This is a genomic window from Nocardia sp. NPDC056564 (assembly GCF_042793755.1).
GTDB lineage: Bacteria > Actinomycetota > Actinomycetes > Mycobacteriales > Mycobacteriaceae > Nocardia.
Genome location: NZ_JBHTUR010000009.1, coordinates 65,833 through 91,791, shown reverse-complemented (window position 1 = coordinate 91,791; position 25,959 = coordinate 65,833). Strand labels below are relative to the sequence as shown.

Annotated in this window: 17 protein-coding genes; 6 read left to right on the top strand and 11 right to left on the bottom strand. The window is 67.5% G+C overall.

The window, feature by feature from the left end:
• Positions 1 to 6: 6 nt before the first annotated feature.
• Genes ACFQ9K_RS22870 through ACFQ9K_RS22845 form a run of 6 tightly spaced genes read right to left on the bottom strand, consistent with a single transcriptional unit; the run spans position 7 to position 10,094 of the window.
• Complete coding sequence (locus tag ACFQ9K_RS22870) at positions 7 to 1,173, bottom strand: alcohol dehydrogenase catalytic domain-containing protein (RefSeq protein WP_378717106.1); 1,167 nt, start codon at positions 1,171 to 1,173, stop codon at positions 7 to 9.
• Entirely contained in the window at positions 1,170 to 3,005 is a 1,836-nt protein-coding gene (locus ACFQ9K_RS22865) for a beta-galactosidase trimerization domain-containing protein (RefSeq protein WP_378717107.1), read from the bottom strand. The genes ACFQ9K_RS22870 and ACFQ9K_RS22865 overlap by 4 nt, the downstream gene beginning before the upstream one ends.
• Entirely contained in the window at positions 3,002 to 5,242 is a 2,241-nt protein-coding gene (locus ACFQ9K_RS22860) for an aminotransferase class I/II-fold pyridoxal phosphate-dependent enzyme (RefSeq protein WP_378717109.1), read from the bottom strand. The genes ACFQ9K_RS22865 and ACFQ9K_RS22860 overlap by 4 nt, the downstream gene beginning before the upstream one ends.
• A complete protein-coding gene (locus ACFQ9K_RS22855) occupies positions 5,239 to 6,225 on the bottom strand; it encodes an NAD-dependent epimerase/dehydratase family protein (RefSeq protein ID WP_378717111.1) in 987 nt (328 codons plus the stop codon). The genes ACFQ9K_RS22860 and ACFQ9K_RS22855 overlap by 4 nt, the downstream gene beginning before the upstream one ends.
• Positions 6,218 to 8,983 carry a nucleotide sugar dehydrogenase gene (locus tag ACFQ9K_RS22850; RefSeq protein WP_378717112.1) on the bottom strand — a complete coding sequence of 922 codons (2,766 nt, stop codon included), beginning with the start codon at positions 8,981 to 8,983 and terminating at the stop codon, positions 6,218 to 6,220. Before ACFQ9K_RS22850 ends, ACFQ9K_RS22855 begins: the two co-directional genes overlap by 8 nt.
• Position 8,984: 1 nt before the next feature.
• The gene (locus tag ACFQ9K_RS22845; RefSeq protein WP_378717114.1) at positions 8,985 to 10,094 is read right to left on the bottom strand and encodes a sugar phosphate nucleotidyltransferase; all 1,110 of its coding nucleotides are present in this window, start codon (positions 10,092 to 10,094) and stop codon (positions 8,985 to 8,987) included.
• 290 nt (positions 10,095 to 10,384) lie between these two features.
• On the opposite strand from ACFQ9K_RS22845, the gene ACFQ9K_RS22840 reads away from it, so the two are divergent.
• Positions 10,385 to 11,788 carry an aldehyde dehydrogenase family protein gene (locus ACFQ9K_RS22840; RefSeq protein WP_378717115.1) on the top strand — a complete coding sequence of 468 codons (1,404 nt, stop codon included), beginning with the start codon at positions 10,385 to 10,387 and terminating at the stop codon, positions 11,786 to 11,788.
• On the opposite strand, the gene uvrA is transcribed toward ACFQ9K_RS22840, so the two are convergent.
• Both uvrA and ACFQ9K_RS22830 read right to left on the bottom strand, forming a co-directional pair.
• Positions 11,781 to 14,597 carry an excinuclease ABC subunit UvrA gene (gene uvrA / locus ACFQ9K_RS22835; protein ID WP_378717116.1) on the bottom strand — a complete coding sequence of 939 codons (2,817 nt, stop codon included), beginning with the start codon at positions 14,595 to 14,597 and terminating at the stop codon, positions 11,781 to 11,783. The two genes, ACFQ9K_RS22840 and uvrA, sit on opposite strands and share 8 nt — an antisense overlap.
• Complete coding sequence (locus ACFQ9K_RS22830) at positions 14,594 to 17,983, bottom strand: condensation domain-containing protein (RefSeq protein ID WP_378717118.1); 3,390 nt, start codon at positions 17,981 to 17,983, stop codon at positions 14,594 to 14,596. Before ACFQ9K_RS22830 ends, uvrA begins: the two co-directional genes overlap by 4 nt.
• Before the next feature lie 308 nt (positions 17,984 to 18,291).
• Between ACFQ9K_RS22830 and ACFQ9K_RS22825 the strand changes: the two genes are divergently transcribed.
• On the top strand, positions 18,292 to 19,173 hold the full coding sequence (locus ACFQ9K_RS22825) for a transglutaminase-like domain-containing protein (protein ID WP_378717119.1): 882 nt from the start codon (positions 18,292 to 18,294) through the stop codon (positions 19,171 to 19,173).
• 24 nt (positions 19,174 to 19,197) lie between these two features.
• Here the strand turns inward: ACFQ9K_RS22825 and ACFQ9K_RS22820 are convergent, their stop codons facing one another.
• The gene (locus ACFQ9K_RS22820; protein WP_378717121.1) at positions 19,198 to 20,778 is read right to left on the bottom strand and encodes a hypothetical protein; all 1,581 of its coding nucleotides are present in this window, start codon (positions 20,776 to 20,778) and stop codon (positions 19,198 to 19,200) included.
• Between ACFQ9K_RS22820 and ACFQ9K_RS22815 the strand changes: the two genes are divergently transcribed.
• The 4 genes from ACFQ9K_RS22815 to ACFQ9K_RS22800 are packed head-to-tail and all read left to right on the top strand — an operon-like array spanning position 20,734 to position 24,015.
• Positions 20,734 to 21,684 (top strand): ABC transporter ATP-binding protein, encoded by a 951-nt coding sequence (locus ACFQ9K_RS22815; protein WP_378717122.1) that lies wholly within the window; start codon positions 20,734 to 20,736, stop codon positions 21,682 to 21,684. The genes ACFQ9K_RS22820 and ACFQ9K_RS22815 overlap by 45 nt on opposite strands.
• Positions 21,685 to 21,686: 2 nt before the next feature.
• Positions 21,687 to 22,445 carry an ABC transporter permease gene (locus ACFQ9K_RS22810; RefSeq protein ID WP_378717125.1) on the top strand — a complete coding sequence of 253 codons (759 nt, stop codon included), beginning with the start codon at positions 21,687 to 21,689 and terminating at the stop codon, positions 22,443 to 22,445.
• 11 nt (positions 22,446 to 22,456) lie between these two features.
• On the top strand, positions 22,457 to 23,272 hold the full coding sequence (locus ACFQ9K_RS22805; RefSeq protein WP_378717126.1) for an ABC transporter permease: 816 nt from the start codon (positions 22,457 to 22,459) through the stop codon (positions 23,270 to 23,272).
• Positions 23,273 to 23,286: 14 nt separating this feature from the next.
• A complete protein-coding gene (locus ACFQ9K_RS22800; RefSeq protein ID WP_378717128.1) occupies positions 23,287 to 24,015 on the top strand; it encodes a cyclase family protein in 729 nt (242 codons plus the stop codon).
• Positions 24,016 to 24,088: 73 nt separating this feature from the next.
• Here the strand turns inward: ACFQ9K_RS22800 and ACFQ9K_RS22795 are convergent, their stop codons facing one another.
• Both ACFQ9K_RS22795 and ACFQ9K_RS22790 read right to left on the bottom strand, forming a co-directional pair.
• Positions 24,089 to 24,898, bottom strand: a complete 810-nt coding sequence (locus ACFQ9K_RS22795) for a class I SAM-dependent methyltransferase (protein WP_378717130.1) — start codon at positions 24,896 to 24,898, stop codon at positions 24,089 to 24,091.
• A 15-nt stretch (positions 24,899 to 24,913) separates the two neighbouring features.
• Complete coding sequence (locus ACFQ9K_RS22790; protein ID WP_378717132.1) at positions 24,914 to 25,747, bottom strand: phytanoyl-CoA dioxygenase family protein; 834 nt, start codon at positions 25,745 to 25,747, stop codon at positions 24,914 to 24,916.
• Positions 25,748 to 25,959 lie beyond the last annotated feature (212 nt).

Here is a 25,959-nt window from a genome sequence, read left to right as displayed (position 1 = left end):
CGTGTGTCACCCTTCTTCCCCTTCGGAAAAGGGACTCCTGCACTGAATATCGCCGAACCCGGGGAGTTCGGTAAGTCTCGGACGACCGCGCTGTCGGCCTGTACCAACGGCCATACCTGGACGGTCGGTGACACCGTCGACGGTCAGGACAACCTTGAACGCCGCCTTGCGATCGAACAGCGCATAACCCCGCCTGGCGTCGGACAACGGCAGCCGATGCGAGATGATCCGGGCGGGATCGATGAGCCCGTCCTGAATGAGCCGCAGCACCGGCCCGCGATGCCGAATCGGGTCGCCGACGGTGAAGCGCACGGTGAGTTCCTTGGTGAAGGCGAGCCCGCTCGGAAACGGCATGGCCACCGCGCTGTGCGCACCGACGGCCACCACCGTGGCGCGCGGCCCGGCGCTGTGCAGCGCGCAGTTCAGCGCCGCGTCGTTGCCGACGGCCTCGATCACCGCACGCGCTCCCTGCCCGTCCGACACGCTGTGCAAAGCGGCGCCGAGTTCTTCGGGCGCCGCCGCGCGCAACCCCATCGACACCGCCGCCGCCCGCCGGGCCGGATCCGGGTCGGCGATGATCACCGCGCCCGCCCCGAGCGCGGCGGCGCACATGGCCGAGAGCACGCCGAGCGGCCCGGCGCCGACCACGCCGACCACGTCGCCGGGATTGATCTCGGCATCGGCTGCCGCAGCGTAGCCGGTGGTGAGCACGTCCCCGACGAACAGGACCTGCTCGTCGGTGAGCTCGTCGGGCGAACGCGCCAGCACCACATCGGCGAACGGAACCCGGACATACTCCGCCTGACCGCCCGCTATCGACGGGCCGACCACGGTGGAGTAGCCGAAGAGGCTGGCCTGCGCGCAATGGTAGTGCCAGCCGCGCGCGCAGTTCGGGCATCGCCCGCAGGCGACCAGATCCGAGGCGAACACCCGGTCCCCCACCGCGAACGGCACATCCGCGCCTGCCTCGACCAGAACCCCGGCGAATTCGTGACCCAGTACCGTGCCGATCGCGAAATCCGGCATCTCGCCCCGATAGGGATGCAGATCGGAACCGCAGATCGCTGTGCGGGTCACCCGGACCACGGCGTCGCGCGGATCCAGCACCCGCGGCATCGGCAACTCCTGATCGACCTCGACCTGATAGGGGCCTTGGTAGACAACACCTTTCATCGACGTCCCTCGCTCTCGCGCGGGTGCGCGACTGCCCAATCCTTGGCAGCCACTTCGAGCCGGACGGTCCGCATGGTCCCGTCCGCGCGCCACCGGAGCCGCGTATCGCTTGGTGCCGCACCGTGATTGACGACGATCACGCGGCCGTCGACGTCGGGCAGGATCTCCACGTCCGGATCGGCGCACTCGACCGCGGGGGCGATGCCCGCGAGGCCGGCGATCCGGCGGTAGAAGTGCTCCCAGGGCGCGCTGGTCAGTCGGCCGGGCCGATCGAGCTGACGCTCGAACGGCGCGTTGGTGAAGAGGAATCGCCCCGCACCCACCCGATGGTCGAGCAGCGCAGGGGAACCGTCGAGATAACGACCGAGCACCCGCGCCGTGGTCGGCCGCAGCGTAGTGGTGCGCGCCGGTGTCGCGGTCCAATCGAGCGCCCACTCGTCCGCGTCCCAGCGCAATGCGGCGGTCCCCTCGGTCGGCGACGAGTAGTCGGTGATCTCCGCGCCCACCAGCGATTCGCCGGGAAACCCGTGCAGATGGTCACCCAACGACGAGTAGACCGTGCCGCCTCGATCGACCACGGCGCGCAGGCGCTCCAGGTCCGGCAGCGTGACATGTCCGACCGATGGGCAGATGACGAGCTCGTATCCGGCGAGATCCGTTGCGACGATGTCGAATTCGAGGTGCGCGCGTTTGAGCAGCAGGTAGGAGTAGAACGTCGCCACCGTGGCCACCCCGTTGTCCAGATAGGAGCCGCCTGCGGCGCGGACTCGCTGTGGCAGGTACACCGCGATGGCCGGCCGCGGCCGCGTCACCACCAGGTCCGTCGCGGCACCGACAGTCCGGTGATATTCGCGCATTACCGGCTTGGCGGTGCCGTCGAGTCGATGCAATCCGACGAAGCGTTCCGCTGGCCGGTCCTGGTAGGGTTCGGCCGTCGAAGCGATGTCCTGCCAGCACCAGACGAACAGTCCCGCGGCCCCGTTCGCGATGGCCGAGGCAGCCGAGGCGCGCAGGTACGCGGCCGCGGTCAGGTCGTCCACTCCGTAACTTCCGAGCTCGTCCACCAGCGGGACACCGTAGGCGGCCGCGAAGCGCACCAGAAACGGCGTCAGGTTCGTCGCCTTGTAGGACAGCGTCGACTCGATCGACCCCGGCGACCACACCGGGAACCCGTGGACGCCGATCACATCGAGCGCGGTACTGGTGTCGGCGCCGAAGGGCGACGGCCCGAGCACCCCCGAAGCGTCGTTGGCTTGGAGGACAAGCGCATTCGGGGCTTCAGCACGCAACACCGCTGCCAGGCGGGCGTGCCAGGCGGTCACCTCCGCGGCGGTGAGCGACGCCGCCTCGACCGGGTCGACGCAGCCGATCTCGTCACCGAGATCGAACGCGAGCACATTGTCGCAATGCCGCACCGCGCGGGCCACGAGCCTGGCGAAACCCTCCTCTCGCGCCAACATCTCGCCGTCGCGCCACAGACTCCGGCCCCGCCGCCACGGCAGCTCGAGCCGCTGCCCGTTCATCCAGATGGTGAACACCGAGATGACACAGGCCAGACCAGCCATCGCGGCCTCGGTCACGACCCGGTGAAGCCGGTCGAGCATCTCCTGCTCGACGTGCCCGGGTTCGGGTTCGAAGTCCCGCCAGAACACGAAGAACCGCACGGTATTCAGGCCGGCTTCAGCGATTCGGGCGAAGTCTTTCGCTATCGCACCGGGATCCCAGTCGGTCCAGATTCGGCACCCCGCCTCGGACGGGTGGTAATCGACGCCGAGGGCGAGAAAGGGCAGGCCCGCCCGGTACAGCCGGCCATCGCGGACTTCGAAACTCATGGCACCGACTCCCTCGACAGTCCGATTACGGTGTCGAACAACCGATCCACCACCAGTGCCACATCCGCGTCGGTCATCCTGGCGTGCAGCGGCAACGAGAGCAGCCGCCCGGCAATGTCGTCGGTGATCGGCAAGGGCCGCCGCGCCGAATCGACGTTGTCCCGATAGAAGCTGAACCGATGGGTCGGCGGATAGTGCACCGAGGTCTGAATTCCGCTGTCACGCAGCGCTGTTCGCACCTTGTCCCGATCAATCCCGGTCGGCAGCAACACCGGCATGAGGTGCAGCGCCGAATCGTCCGTGCGGTCGGCGAACGGCACCACCACCCCGGGAACGGCGGCGAGCCGCGCACGATAACCGGCGGTCAGCTCCCTTCGGCACCGGCGATCCTGTGCCAGCTTTCGGAGCTGGACGCGGCCGATCGCCGAACTGATCTCGGTGGGACGATAGTTCAGGCCGACGGCGCGAACATCGTAATCCGCAGCGCCGGAGTGCAATCGGTCCCACGTAGACGCGGTGAGGCAATGCGCACGAGCGGCGCGCACCTGGTCGAGTACGGCCGAATCCTTCGCCACCACCATGCCGCCCTCCCCGGTGGTGAGATTCTTGGTCGCGAAGAAGCTGAAACAGCCGATATCGCCCACCGCGCCGAGCATCGCGCCCGCGGCGCCGACCACCGGCGCGTGCGCGGCATCCTCGATCAACGCGATGCCACAGGTCCGGGCGATGGCGACGAGCGCGGGCAGATCGGCCGCATACCCGCCGTAGTGCATCGCCACGATCGCCCGCGTGCGGCCGGTGATCAACCCGCGCACATCGACCGGATCGACCGTCGGATCGACGTCCGACCTGACGTCGGCGAAAACCGGTGTGCCGCCCTGCAAGACCACCATCGCGGCCGCGGACACGAAGCTGAGCGAGGGCAGGATCACCTCGTCGCCCGGGCCGATGCCGAGGGCGCGCAGCGCCAGATGCAGGGCCGCGGTCCCACTGCTCACCGCCACCGCGTCCGCACAGCCGAGCGCCTCGGCGAATTCCTGTTCGAAGGCGCGAGTCTGTTGCCCCGGCGACAACCACCGCGACCGCAGGACCTCGGTAACCGCCTCGATCTCCTCGTGATCGATCGTGTTGTCCGCGAGGGTCACCCGCCACTCGGGCGCAACGGTCGGCCTTGTCATCGAACTCGTCTCCGTTCCAAGGGTTTCCATCGGGCAGGCGTAACCGGCCGCGACACTCGCGGCCACCTTGTCCCAGGTGAACTCGCGCCGGACCCGAGATTGACCGGCGCGCCCCATCGCACGGCGCACAGCGTCGTCGGACAACAGTTGCACCAGCGCGGCCGCGATCTCGGCGGGCCGGGGTGCGATGACCAGGCCGTCGACGCCGTGCTCGACCACGCTGTCCGCCCCGGCGAAATCACCGGTCACTACCGGCTTTCCGCAAACCCAGGCTTCGACGAAGACCAGCGGGAAGACGTCGGCACTGCTCGGCAGGCAGAGCACGGCACCGGCCGCGAGCGCGTCGTGCTTGGTCTGCTCGTCCACCACGCCCAGGTCGATGATCCGCGGATCGGTGTGGGCCCGAAACACTTTCGCCGCGGTCTCGTCATTCGGCCCGATGAAAAGGAACTCCGTGTCCGGCAGTTCCCGCCAGACCAGCCGCGCGGCCCGCAGCAGTTCGGCGTAGCCCTTCGACGGAATACGACGGCCGATGAATACCACCGTCGGCCCGCGCAACCCGAGCCGCCGCCGAAACGCCGCCGGATCCGGCTCGCCGCGCAGATCAGGCGCGTGCGGGATCTGCCGCACCCGGTCCGGGGTGGCGCCCAACGGGAACAGCACCCTGGCCTCGGCCGAGGTAAGCACATAGATGATATGCGCCCGGCGGCACGCGGCGCGGCCGAGCGCCGCATCGGGCCAGAGCTCCGGCGCCGTCGCCGGCGTCAAGGCGAATCGAGCACCGGTGCGCCGGGCTACCCCGAGCGCCAGGTCCACATACTCCGGCTTCGCCAGGTCGTAGGCGTGCACGACGTCCGGGCGCCAGGTGGCCCCCAGCTGGTCGTCGCACTGAACGATCCGGATCGCCCCGGCGTCCCCGTCCGCCGGCGGCCGGGAATCGGTGAGCACGGTGACGGCATGCCCGCGCCGGGCGAGCTGTGCACTGGTCCGCCAGGCCATCCGCTCGGCACCGGAACGGGCCGACGGATACCCACCGAAGGTGACGAGAACCTCGCTCATCGACCATCTCGATCCGCGCTCGTGCGCCGATGGCGCGCATACCAATCGAAGGTCGCACGCAGTCCGGCATCCAGATCGACCGTCGGCTCGTACCCGGTCGCCTGCCGCAACGCGGACAGCTCCGGCAGGCGCCGATCGGGCGAGGCCGGAGGCGGAGCGCAGACGGCGAGCTCGGGGTCGGTCGCCACGAAGGTCAGGATCCGCAGGGCGAGCTCACGAATCTTGATCTCCTCCCGATCGTTGCCGATATTGGCGACGATCGGCTCGTCGGTGTCGAGCCGGGTGAGCGCGATCGTGGCCGCCACCGCATCATCGATGTAGCAGAACGCCCTGGTCTGCGCGTCGCCGTAGATGGTGAACGGGTCGACGCCGGACAGCGCGCGCTCGATGAACTCCGGGATCACGTGTGCGTAGCCCATCCGCGGGCCGTAGATGTTGTGGTATCGGCCGATCCGGATCCGGAACCGCGCGCTGCGTTGGAGGAACAGGGTCTCCGACACGATCTTGCTCAAGGCGTAGCAGGCACGGGGCAGGCGCGGATCGGGCAGCACGAACGGCAGATTCTCCGGTGCGGGAAAGTCGCTGAGTCCCAACCGCATAGCGCCGTCGGCGACCTCGCTCGTCGAACTGAGGAACAGCGTGCCGGGCGACCGCTCGTCGCACCAGTCGAGGAGATTCAGCGCGGCCAGTATGTTGGTGCGCAGTACCCGGTCCGGATTCTCGTTCGCCTGCCGCACGCCGACGACGGCCGCCAGGTGATAGACGCTGTCGAAGGTGCCGCGCAGCAGCCGGTCCGGGATCGGTGTGGTCAGGTCGTGCTCCACCACCTGGGCCAGCTGCCGCAGCTCATCGAGCTCGGCGTCGGCGCGGCCGCGCGAGAAGTCGTCGAGCAGCACGACGCGCGCGCCGTCCCGCACCAGTCGCCGGGCCAGGTGTAATCCGACGAATCCCGCTCCGCCGGTGATCAATACGCGCTCAGCCACGGCCCAACCTCAGGTAGTCGATGTCGTGCGCGCCGGACAGTTCGCCGTCGAGCGCACCCCACATGTCGAAGACGATCGCAGGCTTTCGCATTCGCGCACAGAGGAATTCGGCGGTCAGCTTCGCGTAGCCGGGATGGTCGACCAGCAGGATCAGCGCGTCGGAGTCGGTCAGGCCGTCCGCCAAGTCCATGGGCTGGTAGCCGAGGCCCGCGATCCGGCGCGGCTCGACCACGAAGTCGTGCCCGCCGAGAACCGCCACCCGATCGCGCAGGGCCGCCGCGATCTCCACCGAGGCGGCGCCGCGGACGTCGTCGGTGACCGGACGCCCCTTGTAGGCGATTCCGCACACCAGAATCTTGGCGTCGGCCGGCGCCCGCCCGGTCGCGGCCAAAGCCTTCAGCACCAGGTCGATGACGTGTTGCGGCACCCGCTCGTTGACCGAACGGGCCGCCGCGACCATCGACGGCCGGTATCCTGCCGCCTCGGCACCGTGGATCAGCAGGTACGGGTCCTTGATCAGGCAACTCCCGCCGACGAATCCGGGCCGGGACAGGTCCGGGCGGGGATAGCGGAGATTGGCGCTCGCGATTACCTCGTTCGCGTCGATGCCGAGCGCCGCGGACATCAGCGCGACCTCGTTGCCGAACCCATAGATGAGGTCGGTGTGCGCGTTGCACACCAGCTTCACCATCTCCGCGGTCTCCAGCGCCGATACCAGCACCTGGTCGGCCGCAACGGGTTTGAGCAGCTGCGCGGCGCGTTCCCGCGCCCGCTCGTCGATCGCGCCGATGATCTGCGGCAACGTCTCGATCTCGCGCACCGCCTGCCCCTGGATGATGCGTTCGGGGCACATCGCGAGCATCGGGGCATCGACAGCGGTGCGCAGGATCGGCAGCACCGTGTCCCGGCAGGTGCCGACCGGAACCGTACTGCGGACCACCACCAGCGTTTCCGCCGACATGTGTTCGGCGACATGCGCGCTCGCCGACCTCAGGTGCGCCAGATCAGGCTCCCCGGTGGCCAGGTCCACGGCCGTGCCGACGCAGATGACGACCGCCTGCGGTGCTACCTCGGGCAGCCGGTCGGACACCGTGAACCGCTCCGGCGGAACGGAATCGAGCAGCTCCGCGACGCCGGGCTCGACGAAACGCGGGTTACCCGCCGCGAGCGCGGCACGCACCTCCGGGTCGAGGTCGACCCCGACCACGCGCTGACCGGATCGCGCGAGCAGCAGCGCCAGCGGTAGTCCGACGTAGCCGAGGCCGACGACGGCGACGTAGTCGCCCGTGGGTTGGGTCATGTCTTGCCTTCCCGTGAATTCGGTTGCCTCGTTTGCCGATACCGCATCGATGAGCCGGTGCAGGTGCACCTTGCCGAGGGCGGTGCGCGGCAGCTCGGCCAGCACATGCACGCGATGCGGAACCTCGTACGGCATCAGTCGCGCCCGGCAGAACCCGAGCAGCTCCGGCACTCCGGTCGAGCCGGCCAGTACGACGGCGGCGTGGATTTCCTGTTCGGCGCCGTCGGATTCCGCGCCGTAGACGAAACTCTCGACGACGCCGGCACAGTCGGCGAGCACCCGCTCGATGCGGCGCGGATTGACCTTCCTGCCACCCACATTCACGAAGGTGTTCTTGCGCGCCATGACGAACACGTGGCCCTGCGCGTCGACCCGCACCAGATCCCCGGTGTCGTAATGGCCCGCACCGACCGTCTGGCCGTCCAGGTATCTGTCGAACATCGTGCTGGTCCGAACCAGCAGCCGACCCGTTCCGTCCGTCGAATCATCCTGTGCGAGACGCCATTCGACACCGGGCGCAAACGTGCCCACCGACCCGTCCGGCCACGGCTCCTGGCGATCGTAGGCGCACGCGACCAGACCCGTTTCGGTGCTTCCGTATACCTGGTGGACTCGAACACCGAGCCGTTGCGCCGCTCTGGCCGCCACGTCCGCGGACAGCGGACCGCCCGAGGACAGCGCGAGGCGAAGGCTGTTGTCCCGCTGCGCCGGCCTGGTCACCGAGGCGATGAGGTCGTAGCCGAGCGGCGTGCTCAGCAGCACGGTCGCCCCGTCGCGCAGGCCTGCCAACAGGACACGCAGATTGAATCGGGTCAGCGTCAGCAGTCGCGCTCCCGAAACCAGCGCCGCCGCCAGCCCGCCGACGAGGCCGAACGAATGCGCGAGCGGAACCGTCACGAACAGCGTGTCGGCGGTGGTCAAGCCGTGCACATCGCGATAGATGATCCCGCCGCGCAGCACATTGTTCAGTGGATGGCAGACGATGCGGTGCTCGCCGGTGGAGCCCGAGGTGAGCTGGTGAATGACCGAGGCGCGCCGCGGCGGAACGTCGGACAGCGGCCCGGCCATGAGTTCGTCGAAGCGCACACAGGGGAACCGCGCCGACGCCGTTGCCGCGAATTCCGCGGGCCCGACCATCGCCGACGGCGCCGCCCGGACGATCGGCGACTGCTCGTCGGTCAGATACGAGTTGGCCGCCTCGACCAGCAGCAGGTCCACCGAGGCGCCGGCCAGCCCAAGCAGCACGGCGGCACAGGCGACGCTGTTGTCCACGGCGAGCACCACCGGGCCGTCCCCGACGGGCAGCGTGCGGGCCCGCCGGGCTACTCCCGACGCGGCAGCGTACAGCTGCGCCCAGGTCACCGATTCCCAGCCGGACGGTGCGCCGGAGGCGATTGCCGTTGCGCCCGGCGATGTTTCGGCGCGATGACGGAGATAGTCGAATAACGAACGTTCCATGTCAATACTTCCCGAATACCGTGGCGAGCGCCTGCGGCGTACTGTCGTCGAACATGGTCAGGACGAGTTCCTCGTGTAACTTCTCCGCGAGCGCGGCGTCGTCCGGGCCGTACTTCACCACCAGCTCGGCGACGACCTGCATCGCCCGGTGCGAGTCGCCGCCCAGGGCGAAGAAGTCGTCGGTCGCGGCGAGCGACGGACCGGCCAGCACGTTTCCCATCGACCGTCCGATAATCGCGACGAGACCATTCATATTCACCTCGTTGATCGGGCCCCGCGAGCCGAATTGCCCGCGCGCGCCTCCGTTTCCGGGAAGAATGCCGAGCTGCGGACGGCCGGTCGCCCAGGTCTCCAACGTCATGACCTCGGCGCTCGACCGGTCGAGTGGTATCGACCGCGCACCTTTGCGCGGCGCGAGATAGTGTTCCTGCTTCGCCAGGAATTCCCGTTCGGCAGTCTTATAGGTGGTCGGCGTGCCGATGTCGAACCATTCCTCCCTGAAGCCGTAGGCATTGACCCGTTCGCCGGCGCGGAGCAGGGCTTCGATGACGTCGGGCATATCCACTGCCTCGCCCTCCGGCACAACGGCTTTGACCGAGGGATCGATCACGTATATCCCCGACGACACGTCGATCGCCAGGGACGGTTTCTCCCACATGGCATGCACCTGCCCGTCGACCACCTGGAGCACGCCCAGGTCGACGGGGACCTGCCTGCGCTGGAACGCGACGGTCAGCGCGCTGCCGCTGTGCTCGTGCACCCGATGCAGATGGGCGAAGTCGATCGCCGTCAGAATGTCGGCGTTCATGACGACCGCGGGCGAATCCCAGTCCGCCACCAGCAGCAGCGGAGCCGCCGTGCCGGACGGCGGTTGGTCCGTGCAGTAATCGATGGCCACACCCAGATGCCCGCCGCCGCCGAATTCCTCGCGAATCATGTCGCCGCGGTGCGCGATACACAATGTCACCCGATCGACATTGCACGCGCGCAGTCGCCGGATCAGCACCTCGAGAATGGAATACCGGCCGAGCCGCATCAGCGGCTTCGGTCGATTCTTCGTATAGGGCAGCAGGCGCGCTCCCCTGCCTCCGGCCAAAATGATGGCATGCACGGCTCCTCCTGCCCGGTGCGCAGTGAACGATCTCCGTGATGGAACTTTGTGTGATGAATCGAGTATCGGCGCGGCCGAACAATCAGGTAAGTCTCCGACGTGCGCGCGACCGACCTGGCAATACGGCCATAGTCGAAAAGCCAGGCACCCCCGCCGATCCCGGCCGAGGCGCGAATATGCCGCAACGATGGCGTGGCCGTGACCGAAATCCGGCTCGGCGCGCACGGCGCGGAGAGCGGATCCTTTCCTCAGCGAGAACACGAGAGATCGGCCTACCGATGGAGCCGCACATGCTGACCACACCTATGACGATCGGCGGACGATCGGTCACCGCGAAGGACCGCCTACCCGTCGAAAACCCTGCCGACGCACAGGTATTCGCGACGGCACCGGCCTGCTCGCCCGCGCAGCTCGACGCCGCGGTGGCCGCGGCGCGGCGGGCCGGGCCCGCCTGGTCCGCGCTCTCCTACGACGCGCGCCGGGAGCACCTGGAGGCCTGCGCCAAGGTCCTCGAGGCGGCGGTGCCTGAGATCGCGCTGCTGCTCACGCGGGAACAAGGCAAACCACTTGCCAAGGCGCAGGCCGAAGTTCGGCTCTCGGCGCAGTGGTTCTCCGACACCGCGCACCTGGAACTCGCCGTCGACGACCTCGGCGACGCGCACGCCGAAATCCGGCTGCACCGCAGACCCCACGGCGTGGTAGCCGCCATCACGCCGTGGAACTTTCCCATCATCCTCGCGGTGTGCAAGATCGCGCCCGCGCTGCTGGCCGGCAACACGGTCGTGCTCAAACCCGCACCGGACACCCCGCTGTCGAGCCTGCGGACGGGCGAGATCCTGCAGGAGGTGCTGCCCCCGGGTGCGCTCAACGTCGTCTCCGGCACCGGCGAGGTGGGACGCCTGCTCGTGGCACACGAGGGCGTCGACAAGGTCTCCTTCACCGGCTCGGTGGCCACCGGCACCGCGATCGCCGAGGCGGCAGCGCGCCGGCTACAGCAACCGACGTTGGAGCTCGGCGGAAACGACGCCGCGATCATTCTGCCGGATACGCCGGTGGCCGAGATCGCGCACCGGCTGTTCTGGTCCGCCTTCGAAAACAGCGGTCAGTACTGTAGCGCCGTCAAACGCGTCTACGCGCACCGCTCGGTATACGCGGAAGTGGTTGCGGCACTGCATCACGAGGCCGAGCAGGCAGTGATCGGCGACGGCATGGACCCCGATACCCAGCTCGGACCGCTCATCAGCGATCGGCACCTCCGCTATGTCGCCGGGTTCGCCGAGGAGGCTGCCGCGGCCGGGGCCACCGTGGTCACCGGCGGACACCGGCTCGATCGACCGGGACATTTCTACGCGCCGACCATTGTCACCGGTCTGGCGAGGGGCAGTCGACTGGAAATGCTCGAGCAGTTCGGCCCGGTGCTGCCGGTCATTCTGTACGACAACCTCGATGACGCAGTGGCGCGGGCCAATTCGACCCAGTTCGGCCTCGGCGGATCAGTCTGGGGTGCCCAGGATTCGGCCCGGCGCACAGCCGCCGATCTCGACTGCGGGACGGTGTGGGTCAACACGCACGGCGACCTGCGCCACAACGTGCCCTTCGGCGGCGTGCGCGCGTCCGGGATCGGCGTGGAGTACGGCTACTGGGGTCTGCTGGAGTACACGCGGGTCAAGGTCACCCACGTCCGGCTCAGCTGACCGGTGCCGCGCCGTCGTGCCGGATCGGTGCCCGCGCGGCCGCCGATCCGGCCAGCGCCTGGCGCAGAAAGGGCGCCAGCGCGCTGTGCGGATGATCGGCGAGGGCTTCCGGGGTGCCCTGGGCGACGAGCAGTCCGCCGTCCGCGCCGCCACCGGGACCCAGATCGATGACCCAGTCCGCCGCGGCGATCACATCCACGTTGTGTTCGATGACCACCACGGTGTCGCCGCGGTCGACCAACCGGTGCAGCAGGTCGATCAGCAGGCTCACGTCCGCGGCGTGCAATCCACTCGTCGGCTCGTCCACGATATACAACGTGCGCGTCGTGTCGGTGTCGTGCAGCAGCTCGCGAGACAGCTTGAGCCGCTGGGCTTCTCCCCCGCTCAAGGTCGCGCAGCTCTGTCCGAGCCGAAGATGACCCAGCCCGACCTCATCGAGCATGCGCAGCGCCCGCACGATCTTGGGCCGCTCGGCGAAGAAGCCGACCGCCCGCGACACCTCGAGGTCGAGCACGTCGGCAATGGACAATCCGTCCAGCCGGGCCGCGAGCACGTCGGCGTTGTAGCGCCGGCCCGCGCACACCGAACACGGCACCACCACATCCGACAGGAAGTGCAACGCCATCGACAGCTCACCGGAGCCACGGCAGCTCAGGCACTGGCCCGATTCCGCGTTGAACGAGAAGTGCGCGATGTTCCACCGCTGCTCGACGGACAGCGGAAGCCGGGCGAACAGCCGGCGGATCTCATCGAAGACGCCGATGTACGTCGCCGGTATCGAACGGCTGGAGCGGCCCATCGGATCCTGCGCGGCGCCGATCACCCGGCCGAAGACCTCGTGGCCGCCCAGCCGGTCCAGGACACCGCCGGGTGCGGGCTCGCCCTTGATCGCGGCGGCCACGGCGGGTTCCAGAATGCCTTTCACCAGTGAGCTCTTGCCGCTACCGCTCGGCCCGGTGACGCAGGTGAACAGGTCGACGGGGATGGCCACATCGATATCGCGCAGGTTGTGCAGCCGGGCGCCGGTGAGGTGGAGTTGCGCGGCCGGATCCGGAACCCGCCGGTCGGTCCGCTCGCTGCCCGGTACGAACTCGCCGCGCAGATACCGGGCGGTCGGCGAGGACGACCGCGCCATCACCTCGTCCGGCGAACCCGCCGCCACCAGCCGTCCGCCCGCGGTGCCCGCACCGGGACCGATATCGATGAGGTGATCGGCACTGCGCATCACCTCGGCATCGTGTTCGACCACGATCACCGTGTTGCCCGCTTCGCGGAGCCGGCGCAGGCTCTCGATCAGCTTCCGCGTGTCCCTGGGGTGCAGGCCGACCGACGGTTCGTCCAGCACGTAGACGACGCCGACCAGACCGCAGCCGAGTTGCCGGGCGATGCGCAACCGCTGGCCTTCGCCGGCGGACAACGCGGGCATCTGCCGGTCCAGCGCGAGGTATTCGAGCCCGACCTCGCAGATGTGAAAGAGCCTGCGGCGCAATTCGCGGACGATCTCGTCGACCGCCTCCACCACGAGCGCGGACAGGTCCTGCTTCTGCACCGTGTCCAGCCATTGCGCCAGCTCCGCGATCGGCCGCGCCTGTACCTCGGTGATATCGAGTCCACCGAGGCGCACCGCGCGGGCGGCCGCGTTCAACCTGGTGCCGCCGCATTCGGTGCACGGCTCGGCACTCATGAACCGGTGGTAGCGCTTCTTGCCATCGTCGGACGCGGCCCGGAACAGCCGGTCGAGTTCGGGCAACAGACCCGACTCGGCTCGTCCGGACAGGAAGGCCGCGGTGTCGGCGGACAGAGACCGTGGCGTCTCGCCGTGCAGAATGATGTCACGCAGGGCGCTGGGCAGTGTGTTCCACGGCGTGTCGAGGGTGAACCCGAAGTGCGCCAGGACATCCGGGACATCACGCACCGGCCAGTACGTCTTCTTGGGGTCGCCGCGCCGGTCACCGTAGAACGCCAGCGCACCCGCCCGGATCGAGGCGTGCGGATCGGCGACCATCTTGTCCACCGACACCGCGATCCGGGTGCCGAGGCCCTCGCAACCGCGGCACATGCCGTCCGGGGTGTTCGGACTGAAGTGCCGCGGCGAGACGGCGGTGGCCGTGCGGCCACAGTGCGCGCAGAGCTGGCCGGTCGCCAGATACAGCGGGCTCGCACCGTCCGGTTCGACCACGAGCACCGCGTCGGGCCGGGTCCGCAGCGCCGCTACCCGATGGCGGATCGCGTCGGCCGATTCCCGGCCGCCCTGGTCGCGTACGACCTCGACCGCGTACGAATCATCAAGGGGGGCAATGCCATCGTCGACCGGTAGCAACCAGCGAGGCACCAGGCCCGATCTGGCCGGCCCGCCGCGCACCGCGGCCAACGCCTGCTCGAGCAACTCATCGGTGGTGCGCGACAGCACATCCGCACCGCAGCCGCCGCAGGTATGGACACCCGCCCTGGCGAACAGCACCCGCACGAAGTCGCCCGCCTCGGTGATGGTGCCGACGGTCGAGCGCGGATTCCGGCCCGCGACGTGCTGCTTGACGGCGACGGTCGGGCCGAGCCCGGTGATGGTGTCCACCTTGGGTTTCGGGATCCGGTCGAAGCCACGCCGCTGGTAGGGCGACAGGCTCTCCTGATACTGGCGCTGGCCTTCGGCGTAGACGGTGCCGAAGGCCAGCGAGGACTTTCCGCTGCCGGACACGCCGGTGATCACCGTGAGCTCGTTGCGTGGGATCGCCACGGTGACCGACCGCAGATTGTTCTCCCTGGCGCCCTGCACCAGAATGCACAGCGGATCCCGCACAACAGGATTCACGTCCGGTCTCCATGCCCGGCCCCGACCGCCGCGCCGTTGTCGGCGAGCTGATCCACGATGCCGCGGATCGTCGGCTGCATCAGGAACCGGCCGAGTCCCAGTTCGGTGCCGAACTCGCGCAGCACCGCCGTGAGCATCGCGTTGGCCGCCAGCGAATCGCCGCCGAGGGCGAAGAAGTTGTCGTCGGGACCGGCCAGTTCCTCGTGCAGGACCTCCGACCAGATCTTCTGCAGGCGCTGCTCGATCGGCGAAACCTCGGTGCGGCCCGCCGATTCGCCGTCCTGCGCCGCCGCCAGCGCGATGAGCGCGGCGCGGTCGAGGGTGCCGCGCGCGGTGAGTGGCAGCGCATCGACGACGACCACCCGAGCGGGCACCAGATAGGAGGGCACGCGATACTGCACCTTCAGTCGCACGTCGTCGCCGGACAACCGTTGATGGCGGTGCGGCACAACGGCGGCCAGCACGCGGTCACCCGCGGGCGTCGGCGCCATCCCGGCGACCGCCCCGGACACGCCGTCGACCGAACGCAACACCGCCTCGACATCGCTCAGGTCGACCCGGCAGCCACGCACGGTGACCCGGCGGCCCGCGACCACCAATTGCCCTGTGGCGTCCAGCCATCCGCGGTCCCGGGTACGGAAGCAGCCGACGCCGTCGGCCGCCGGGGCGCCGGTCCGGAATCCGCCGGAGCGCACCACATTCCCGCCGGCCAGGTAGCCGAGGCCGACCGGCGCACCGGCCACCACCAACTCACCGACCACCCCGGGCGGGCACAGCTCGCCCTGCTCATCCACCACGAACACCTCCGCATTGCCGATCGGCCTGCCGATCGGGACATTCGTGCCGACCGGATGCGTGGTGACCTCGGCCCAGGTGGCAACCCCTGCGACCTCGGCGCATCCGTACAGATTCACCAAGCGGCATTCGGGTAGCGCCTGCCGAACCCGGACGAGCAGGTCTGCGTCGAGTGGCTCGCCGCTGAATGCGCACACCCGTAGCGTAGCCAGCGCCTCCGACAGATCGGGGACCGAACGCAGCATCGTCCACATCAACGAGGGTGTCAGCAGCACTCTGGTCCCCCGGTATCGGCGCATCCAGTCGGCCAGCATGCGGGGGTCCGAGGTATCGGGAAGCATGGCGAACGGAACGCCGGCCAGCAGCGGCGTCAGTGTTTCGAAAAGCACGTCGACCGGCCCGAGAGACGCGCGCACGACGGCCACTTCCGCTGTCCCGTAAGGGAAAGCCGCCCAGGCCCAGGCGCACCGGTTGAGCAGACCGCGATGCGTACCGGCCACCACCTCGGCCTCGCCGGTCGCGCCCGGCGTGGCGACGAGCCAGGCGGGATCCTCCGGCCTGCGTGGCACCGAGACCCCCGGATGCGGCGGCGCCGCGGCAACGGCTGCCGCCGAGATCACCACGAGCCCCGCCCCGTCCGCGCCCGGTTCGCCCACCAATACTCTCGGCCGGCACGCGCTGACCAGCAGTGCCCGCTGCTCGGCCGACCGGCTCGGCTCGACCGGCGCCGGTATCGCGCCGACCGACCAGATCGCCAGCATGGCGGCCACCGACAGCGGCGCGCGCGGCACATCGACGACGACCACGTCGCCGGGACCCACCCCGCTCTCGACCAGGCAGGAGACGACCTGATCACGGAGGTATCCGAGGTCGCGGTAGGTCACCTCGGTCACCGATTCGTACAGCGCGATGTGGTCCGGGTGGCGCGCCAGGATCGACGCGAAGAGACCGCACACGTCGGTATCGGACGGCACGGGATGCGCGGTGGCATTCAGCGCATTGATCCGTCCGACCTCCGCCGGTGTCGGGCGCAGCAGGTCACGCACGGTCATCGCGCCGTCCTCCGGCACTGCTCGCGCGAGCTGCTCGAAGGACGACGCCACCTCAGCCATTTCCCCGGCGTCGAGCACCTCGGTGGCGTATTCCCAGCTCAGGAGCAGTTCTCCGGCAACCTGAATCGCGTCGACCAAGAGATCGAACTTGGCCGTGCCGGTGTGCATCCAGACCGGCTCCGCGGCACAATCGGCGAGCATCAGCGGCACATCGTCGCTGTTCTGCACCACCAGAACCACATCGACCAGCGGGGTCCTGGCCGGGTCAGGCGCGCGGCGGGTCCGAACGGCCAGCTCCTCCAGCGAAACACCTTGGTGGGTCAGCACGTAACGCCACTCGTCGCGGAGCGACGTGATGAGCTCGGTCACCGCGGCGTCGGGTGACGTCGAGGCCCGCACCGGCAGGGTATTGGTGAAATAGCCGACGGTTTCGTGGTCCTGCGGACGGCTCCGGCCCGCGACCACCGTGCCGATCAACGCATCCCACTGCCGCGTCCGCCGGGCCAGGCACACATGCAACAGCGCGAGCAACACCACGAACAACGACGTCCGGGTCCGGGCGGCCAGCCTGGTCAGCTTGTCCACGACCTCGCGCGGCAACTCCGTGTACAGCACCTCCCCCTCCAGCGATCGGGTCGGCGTCCGCCTACGCCCGTCGCCGAGGTCGATCCGGTCCGGCAGCGGCAGCAGCCGCTCGGCCCAGGCCTGTGCTTCCGCCGCCAGCCCCGCGGGCCCGCGCTGCCAGCGCGCGAAGTCCCGATAGCCGGCCAGCTCTCCGCGCCCCGGATCGTTCCCGGCGTACAGGGTCGCCAGTTCGCGGAAGATGATGTCCATCGACCAGCCATCGATCGCGATGTGATGAATGACCAGTTGCAGTAGCCACTCTCGCTCCCCTGTCCGATAGGTGCGCACCCGCATCAGGCGACCGCTGGTCAGGTCGAACGGCTCCTGGATGCCACGCTCGGCCCGCGCCCAGGCCTGCTCCCACGGCACCACCTCGCGTTCATGCACGATGTCGACCGACGGCCACCCGGCGCTGTCCGGATGCACCGCCGGTTGCTCCGCCGAGTATCGGGTGCGCAAGGCCGGATGCCGCTCGACCAGGCTCGTCACCGCCCGGTCGAGCGCCGCGAGGTCGAGCGTCCCGGTCACCCGGAAACCGCTGACGCCGTGATAGGTCGAACGATCCCGCTGATACTGCTGGGCCATCCACAGCCGTTCCTCGCCGAAGGACAGCTCCCGCGACGGCGCGTCCTCGCCGTCCTCGGCGGCCTCCCGTTCGATGGAATGCAGCAGGATCTGGGCGAGCGACTCCCCGGTCACGCCGTCGAGCAGCGCTTCCAGCACCGTCCCGTCCACCGCGGCGGAGGTCCGGAACTCGAAGGCGATCCGCCCGGCCACCTTCAAGGCACGCAGCGAGTCACCGCCCAGTTGGTGGAAACTCTCGGCCGGGTTCGCGCTGTCCACGCCGAGGACCTCGGTCATGATGCGCTGCACGGCATCCAGCGCATCCGTTCGAGTTATCGCAAATTCAGTCATGCTCAGGACCCACCGTCATACGTCGGGAAACTGCACTGGGCAGCGCTTACCAAAGTCATTGCGCATCAGTCGCTCTCGGGCGCACGGAGCCGAGTGAAGGTTGTCGCTCAGATGAGTATCCGCAGCCGGGCCGCGCGCGATAAGCCTCGGACGAGCGCGCGATAGAGCTGGATGAACGGCTACGGCCACCAGTTCTGTTATGGTCGAGCGAGCGGTGCCGAGTCGCGCGAATGGGGGTCGGCACAACACATCTGACGCCGTAGGGAAACTCGGGTTTCAACTTCGCAGAACGGTAGGGTGATCGAGCTTTGACCACGTCATACGCATCCCAGAGCCGGTTCACCGACCCCCGCGCGATGTCGTGGTGGTTGGACGACATCCCTACCGACCTGCCCGGAATGCATGCGGCGGCCGCCGGGCTCGTGTTCCACTACACGGCGCACGGCGACATCACCGAGCACGGGTTCGCCGCCAAACGTGTGCGCGAGATCGACCTCCGCTACGCCGACGATCTACTCACCCGGCTGCACGAACTGAATCCGGCGCCGCCGGGCAGCGACCGCGTGCCGACCGACCGCGTCGTGGGGTGCTGCCGCGACTCCGCCCTATTGCTCGTCGCGATGGCCCGCCACCACGGCATACCGGCGCGAGCGCGAGTCGGGTTCGCCAAGTACCTGATGCCGGACTGGACCATGGACCACGTGGTCGCCGAGGTGTGGGATCAGCACGAATCCCGTTGGCGGCTGGTCGATCCGCAGTTCACCGAGCACAAGCTCCTGGACGTGCTGGACGTCCCCCGGGACATGTTCCTGACCGGCCCGCACGCCTGGCAGGCCTGCCGATCCGGAGCCGCCGACCCGAGCAGGTTCGTGGTGTCCCCCGACCGGCCCGAACCGGATCTGCGCGGCTGGCCCCAGTTGACCCACAACCTGATCCAAGACCTCGCGGCCCTGAACAAACACGAAATGCTCCTGTGGGACATCTGGGGACTGCTCGCCGAAGAACCCGGCGATCCGGATGAGCTCGCCATGAAGCTCGACGGGCTGGCAGCGCTGTTACATTCGGACGACGTTGCGCCGGAACAGATCTCAGACCTGTTCGAGGATACGACGGTGCGAGTGCCGGAAGCGGTGATCACCATTTCTCCGGCCGGGCTCGCGCCGGCCCGCATCCTGTTGCGCGCGAACTGATCTACCGGAGCCGGCCCGACAGACTCACCGTGCGACGCCCCTGGGTTCGCCGGCCTGAACTTTGGCTTGGATATCACAGACGATCGAGCGAGCCGTTTCGATGTTCTCGGCTACCACCGCCACCGCGAATATCGGCGCCTCCCTGGTCAACCCCCGGACCGCGGTGGGCACCGCCCGGATGCCCCGCGACCATAGTTCCTCGAAGACCGGCCGGATGTGTTCGGCGTAAGCGGGGCAACCACTTTCGGATCGCGCGGCAATGCTGTCGTGGGAGTGCGCGATCAAGCCCTTCCGCGCGTGCCCGTCCCAATGCGCCAACAGCGCAATGGGATGCATGGCACCGCTTCGTCGTGCGTTGATCTCGGTGACATACAGTTCCCGATCACGATCGACGATGCAGTCGATGCAGAGCCAGCCGCGGTAGCCGAGCGCGTGTGCGGCGTCCCCGACGGCACGCGCGAGCGCCCGCAGCCGTTCGCGGAGATCGGCCGGCACGCACTCCTCACCCACCGAAACGGACTCGTAGCGCTTCACGTCGACGGTCATCGCGCCGAGGACGACCGCCTGCACGCCGGCCTCGGTGACCCGGATATCGGCGGCAGGGCAACCCACGTCCGGCGCGTGCTCGACATAGCGCTGCACGAACAGCGGGAAGGTCCGGAAGAAGGGGTCGTGCAGCACCTCGATCCAGAAGGTATCGAGGGACATCTCGTCGGCGTGCACGACGAACGATCCATCGCCGCTGACGCCGTGCATGCTCTTCACGATCGCGCGGCCGCCCGCGGCGAGGATGGTGCGCAACGCACCCTCGAGCTCCTCCGACGTCGTCACGGTGATACCGGGCGGCACTCGAAAACCGGCGACCGTTCCGGCCAGATCCAGACAACTCAGCTTGTTGTCCAGGTATGGGCTCGACCAGTAGTCCGCTTTCGGGGGCCCGTCGAGGTCGACAGGGACACCCCACGCTTCGATCGCGGACAGCAGCTTGTACACGCCGGGGGCGACGCCGAAACACTTGATCCGCGTGTGGCGTTCGGCGATCAGCGCACGTAACCGCGTCAACGCCGGCTCATCGGCCAGCAGATCCGCGACCAGTCGGCCCGTGCGGGGTACCGGGCTGACCACCGGCGGTTCCGCCACCCCGAGTACGCGGTGCACATCGGCGAACCAGTCCCGGTCCAATCCGGCGGGAAGGACGAGAATTCGCGGCGCCGTGCTCCAGAACACGGCCTGGTCCGCCATCATATCGCCGGCTTCGACAAAGCCGCGTTCGGCCTCGCGATTCAATCGAGTCGAGAAATTGCGGAGATTGAACTCCGCGTTGTTCGGAACAATGAGATCAATCGAATTCGACATAGGCACCGACCACATCCTCCACAGACGCCGTATCCGAAATTCTGTCAGATCGGCCCGCACCGGGGAAACTGCCCGTTCGGGTATACCCGTCCGTCCGAACTCTCCGGTACGACACCTTCCCCGCCGAATATTCCGTCGACTAACCTGACGACGCTCGGAATACCGGAAAATCGATCCCACTCGACGGATATGGAGGTTATCACTTTGGACACGAAGTGCGGACCACCGCTCGACGGCCTGGCTGTCCACGGCCGTGAATTGACGAAGCGATTTGGCGATCTCACCGCCGTGGCCGGGGTGGATATCGATGTGTATTCGGGTGAGTGTTTCGGCCTCCTCGGACCGAATGGCGCCGGAAAATCATCCACCATGCGAATGCTGAGTTGCATTTCGCAGCCGACGACCGGGACGCTGCGGGTACTAGATCGAGACGCCCGCCGCGAAGCGTCCAGCATTCGCGCCAGGCTCGGCATCGTGCACCAGGCCAACAATCTCGACCTCGATCTCACCGTGGTGGAGAACCTGACCACCTACGCGCGCTACTTCGGCTTCGCCAGGTCCGACGCTCGGCGTCGGGCGCTGGAGATGTTGCGATTCGCTCAGCTGGAAGACCGGTCGGGGACCAAGGCCGAGGAGCTGTCCGGTGGGATGCAAAGGCGGCTCGCGATCGCCCGCGCCCTGGTCAACTCCCCCGATCTGGTGTTCTTGGACGAGCCGACGACGGGTCTCGATCCGCAGATGCGGCATGTGGTGTGGGAGCATCTGCTCGAGCTCAAGCGCAAACGGACGACGCAGGTCGTGACCACGCACTATATGGACGAAGCAGAACAGCTATGCGATCGGATAGTCATCATTGATCACGGCCGCATCGTCGCCGAGGGCACCCCGCAGATGCTGATCAAAGAGAACGCCAGTCAAGAAGTGGTCGAGCTCTGGTTCGCCGATAATCCGACGGAAGAGACCGTTGCCCTCGTCAGCGGTATCGGCGAGCACGTCGATCTGCTGACCGATCGGCTGGTCCTTTATACGGCCCGCGGCGAGGATGCGCTAACCGAAGTACACCGCCGCGGCCTGTCCCCGTCGCGCGTGTTCGTCCGCAGATCCACCTTGGAAGACGTCTTTCTGCGGTTGACCGGACGGGCACTGGTGGAATAGCCATGACCTATCCGGCAATCGCGGTCCTGGAACGTCACCTCCACCTCTACCAGCGACTCTGGCGAGCCTCGGCCTTCTCCTCCTTTGTCCTCCCGGTGCTCTTTCTGCTCAGTATGGGATTGGGCGTCGGCGGGTATATCGGCACGATCGGCGGCCACGACTATCTGCTCTGGATAGTTCCAGGGCTGCTCGCTTCGACGGCCTTCCAGATAGGCGCGAGCGAATCCACCTACGGCGTGTTGAGCGAGTTCGAATGGGTGGGCGGTATTCACGCCATGCGGTCGACGCCGCTACGCACGCGGGACATGGTCCTCGGCTGGTTGCTCTATGTGCTGCTCGCCACCGAGATCGCCGTCGGCGCCTTCCTGATCGTCGCGGCGCTGTTCGGCGGCCTCACCCTGGGACTGGCCCTGTCCGCACCGTTGGTTTGCGGCCTGGTCTCGCTGGCGATCGCGGCGCCGACGACAGCGTTCTCGGCGATGATCAGGGATCAGGACTGGTTCCTGCTGCTGACTCGATTCGTCATCCTGCCCGCCGTGCTGTTCTCCGGTGTGCTCTTCCCCGTCAGCCAGCTCCCCTCGGCCATCCGGCCGATCTCCTACCTCTCACCGTTGTCGCACGGCGTGGATCTCTTGCGGGACTTCACCTTCGGGACCGCCACCGTCATCCAGTGCGCAGGCCATGCCGGCTATCTGCTGGCATGGGTCGCGGCCGGCTGGTTCGCGGCGAACTTCACCTTCCGACGACGCCTCACAGATTGATGCCGGCAATCATGACAATCACCGCTCCCTCGATTCGTATCTCCGGTACCCGCGTCGCCGCCGTGGTCGAACGTGCCTTCGTGCTCAGTTTCCTGCATTCCCGCGCGGCCTCACTGTTCGGGATAATCCTGCTGTCCGCGGTCACCGAGCCGGTGCTCTACCTGCTGGCCCTCGGTCTGGGCGTCGGCAGTCTCGTCGACCGGCAGATCAGCGTCGACGGACACGCGCTGAGTTACGTCGAATTCGTCGCACCCGGGATGCTCGCCGTCTCCTGCATGACCGGAGCGATCTCGGCCTCGGTCTTCAGTTTCTATGCCAGGCACCGCCACCTCGGCATATTCCAAATGATCTGTTCCACGTCGGTCAACGCGTACGAGCTGGTGCTCGCGGACTTGATCTGGAACATCTTCCGGGTCACGATGCTCAGCGGCATCTTCGTGGCGGTCATGACCGTCACCGGGCTCATCGGTGCCGGCGACGCGTTCCCGGCCCTGCTGGCAACGCTGCTGATCAACGCCGCTTTCTGCGCCGTCGGCATGGGGGTGAGCACCCTGCTGCGGGGCTGGCAGGACTTCGACATCATCATCGTGGTGCAAACGATGCTGTTCTTGTTCTCCGGCACGTTCTTTCCGATCGACAAGTACCCGACAGTGATTCAAGCGATCGCGCGACTCAGTCCGCTATACCACTCGATCGAACTCCTACGGGATGTGACGATCGGCAACTACGGACTCGCCCTGCTCGGGCACATCAGCTTCCTGCTCCTCATGGTCGTCGGCGGCCTCGCCTTCTCCGGTTGGCGACTGGAGCGGGATCTCAGCAAATGACGACAGGAGTACCGATGCCTCATTCCCTTCGTTCACCGGACGACATGGTCACCGCGACCAGGGTCGTGGACCTCAGCCACGTCGTCGAGGACGGCATGGTGACTTATCCCGGTCTGCCGGGACCCGAAATCGTGGACCATATGTCGCGCACCGACTCTCGCGACCGGTACGCGCCCGGCACGGAGTTCCAGATCGGGCGCATCTCGATGGTGGCCAACACCGGAACCTACCTGGACGCGCCGTTCCATCGCTTCAGCGGCGGCATCGATCTCGCCGGTATTCCGCTGTCCCGGTTGGTGGATCTGCCCGGTCTCGTGATCCGGGCCGAACACCGTGGCATCGGCATCGCCGAACTCGCCCCGTACCGCGACTCGATAACGGGGAGTGCGGTTCTCGTGCACACCGGCTGGGATCGGCACTGGGGCACCGCGGGTTACGCCGACCCGAGCCATCCGTTTCTCACGGTCGAAGCGACCCAATGGATTACCGCGCTCCGCCCCGCGGTCGTCGGGATCGACTCGGTGAACATCGACGACATGTCCGACCTGTCCAGGCCGGCGCACACCGGATTGCTCGCTGCGGGCATCCCCGTCATCGAGCATCTGACCGGGCTCGACCTGTTGCCGGACAGCGGCTTTCGGTTCCATGGCGCGCCCGTCGCCGTCGCGGGTATGGGCACCTTTCCGATCCGGGCTTACGCGCTGGTACCGCAATCGGCGACTCCGGGTACGGATCGAAGCTGAGGTAACACGCACCACTGGATGCCGTTCGCGCAAGTTGCGAGAACGGCATCCAGTCCGAGTCAGGACAAGCGCTCTATGCCGGATGCTCAGCAATAGGCGGCGCGCTCGCCGCCGGGCCACTGCGCCGCACCACCCGGATGACCCGGTAGCCCATGACGAGATGGGTCGCGAAAGTGTACGCGGCCGCGCGCGCCAGCACCCCGATCAGCGCCTCTTGCAGCTTCGCCGCATCACCCCAGGTGCCGTAGAACTTGTCCTCGGTCAGGCAGATCGGCTGCAAGCCCCAGCAGCGCACCGCCTCCCAGACGGCGGCCGCCGTACCCGGGGTATGTTCGGCCCGGTAGTCGTCGAACGCGACCACACCGCCGGCCACGAGCAGCTGACGAACCGCGTGCATATCGGCATGCACGTTGTCGTACTCGTGCGAAGCGTCGACATGAGCGAATCTGCACGAGCCCGGTGCCACGTGATTCAGGATCTCGCTCGTGGGTGCTTGCACAACAGCGGGAAGTTCATGGTGGAAACACCGGTAGTTGCGCTCGAAAACGCTCCGTACCGGCTGGGAGTAGAACGCTCGGGCGTTGGCTGACATCGCGTTTCGCGGCACATCCGAGCCGAACAGGTCGCAGACGACCAATCGCTCCGACTCCCGCAGCAATGACCCGAGATGAATCGCGCTCTTGCCCAGGAACGCACCCAGTTCCACGATGTCGCCGCCGGGCAGGTGCTCCGCGAGATCCGTGAGTATCCAGCCGAACAGGTCCTGATCGGTTCGGCTGAACCAGCCGGGCACATCGTCCAGGGTGGTGGGGCGATCGGTCGACGGAGCCACTAGACCGCGGGCGATCTCCGCGAGGAGATCGGGATCAACTTCGGTACCCATGTTCACCGCCGCCTTCTACGTTTTTCCGATACGCGGTACCAAGGCAACCGGCGAGCGCTCGGCGAGGAACTCAGGACGTGGCGTATCGACGTGCTCGGGCGCGTTGTCGACCAGGTTGTACACGAGAATCAGCACCTTCCGGTCGAAAGGCGATATATTCGGGAGCGAGGCATGCAGGATATTCGAGTGGAAGAACAGCACGGATCCGGCAGCGCCCTTCGCACTGAACAGTCCGCCCTGTTCGGCCAGTGTCCGAATGGCATCTCTATCCACCTGGAACTTCTCGTCGGCGGTCAACGTGTTCACCCAGCTCGGCGCATCTTCGTAATTCACCGGCATTCCGATACGGTCCTTACCAGGCAGCAGCCCGAGGCGTTGCGAACCCGGAATGAACATCAGCGGCCCGTTGAACTCGGTTGCGGCGTCGAGAAATATGGCGACATTAACCAGGCTCGGCCGCGGAATTCCATCGGATCTGAGCCAGTTGATGTAGTCCTGATGCCATTCCCATTGGTCACCGGAGAACGCCGCCTTGACATTGAGCTTCGATTGGTGAACATAGATCTCGCCGCCGAGGATCTGCCCGACGGCGCCGACGAGTCTCGGATGCATGCTCAGGTCCCGCACCGCCGCAAAGGTGCGATGCACGCCGTACACCGACCGCACCGTCGTTCCGTCACGTTCCAGCACCACCTCCGGCCCCCGGCTGTCGAGGATCTCCGGGGTCGCTGCCGACAGCTCGCGCAGCTCGTCCTCGGCGAGAAAGCCCGCTTCTCGCACCAGAAGTCCGTTGCGTTCGTATTCCGAGATATCTTCCGCGGAGAGTGGATGAGCTATGTCGTTGGTCAAGCTGCTGCACTCCTCATTTCGTTCGAGCCCTCCGCCGGCCGCTACCTACGCGCGGCGAATTGCCCGGCTCACCAATATCCGAGTCTGCCAGATGAACTCCGGGGCGGGGAGCTGACCATTCGGGCATATCCCTTCGGTCCGGTCTATTCGGTATAGCACCGGCCCGATCGAGCGCCCGACCGTCCATACCTGATGGCGCCTATAGCTTTTTC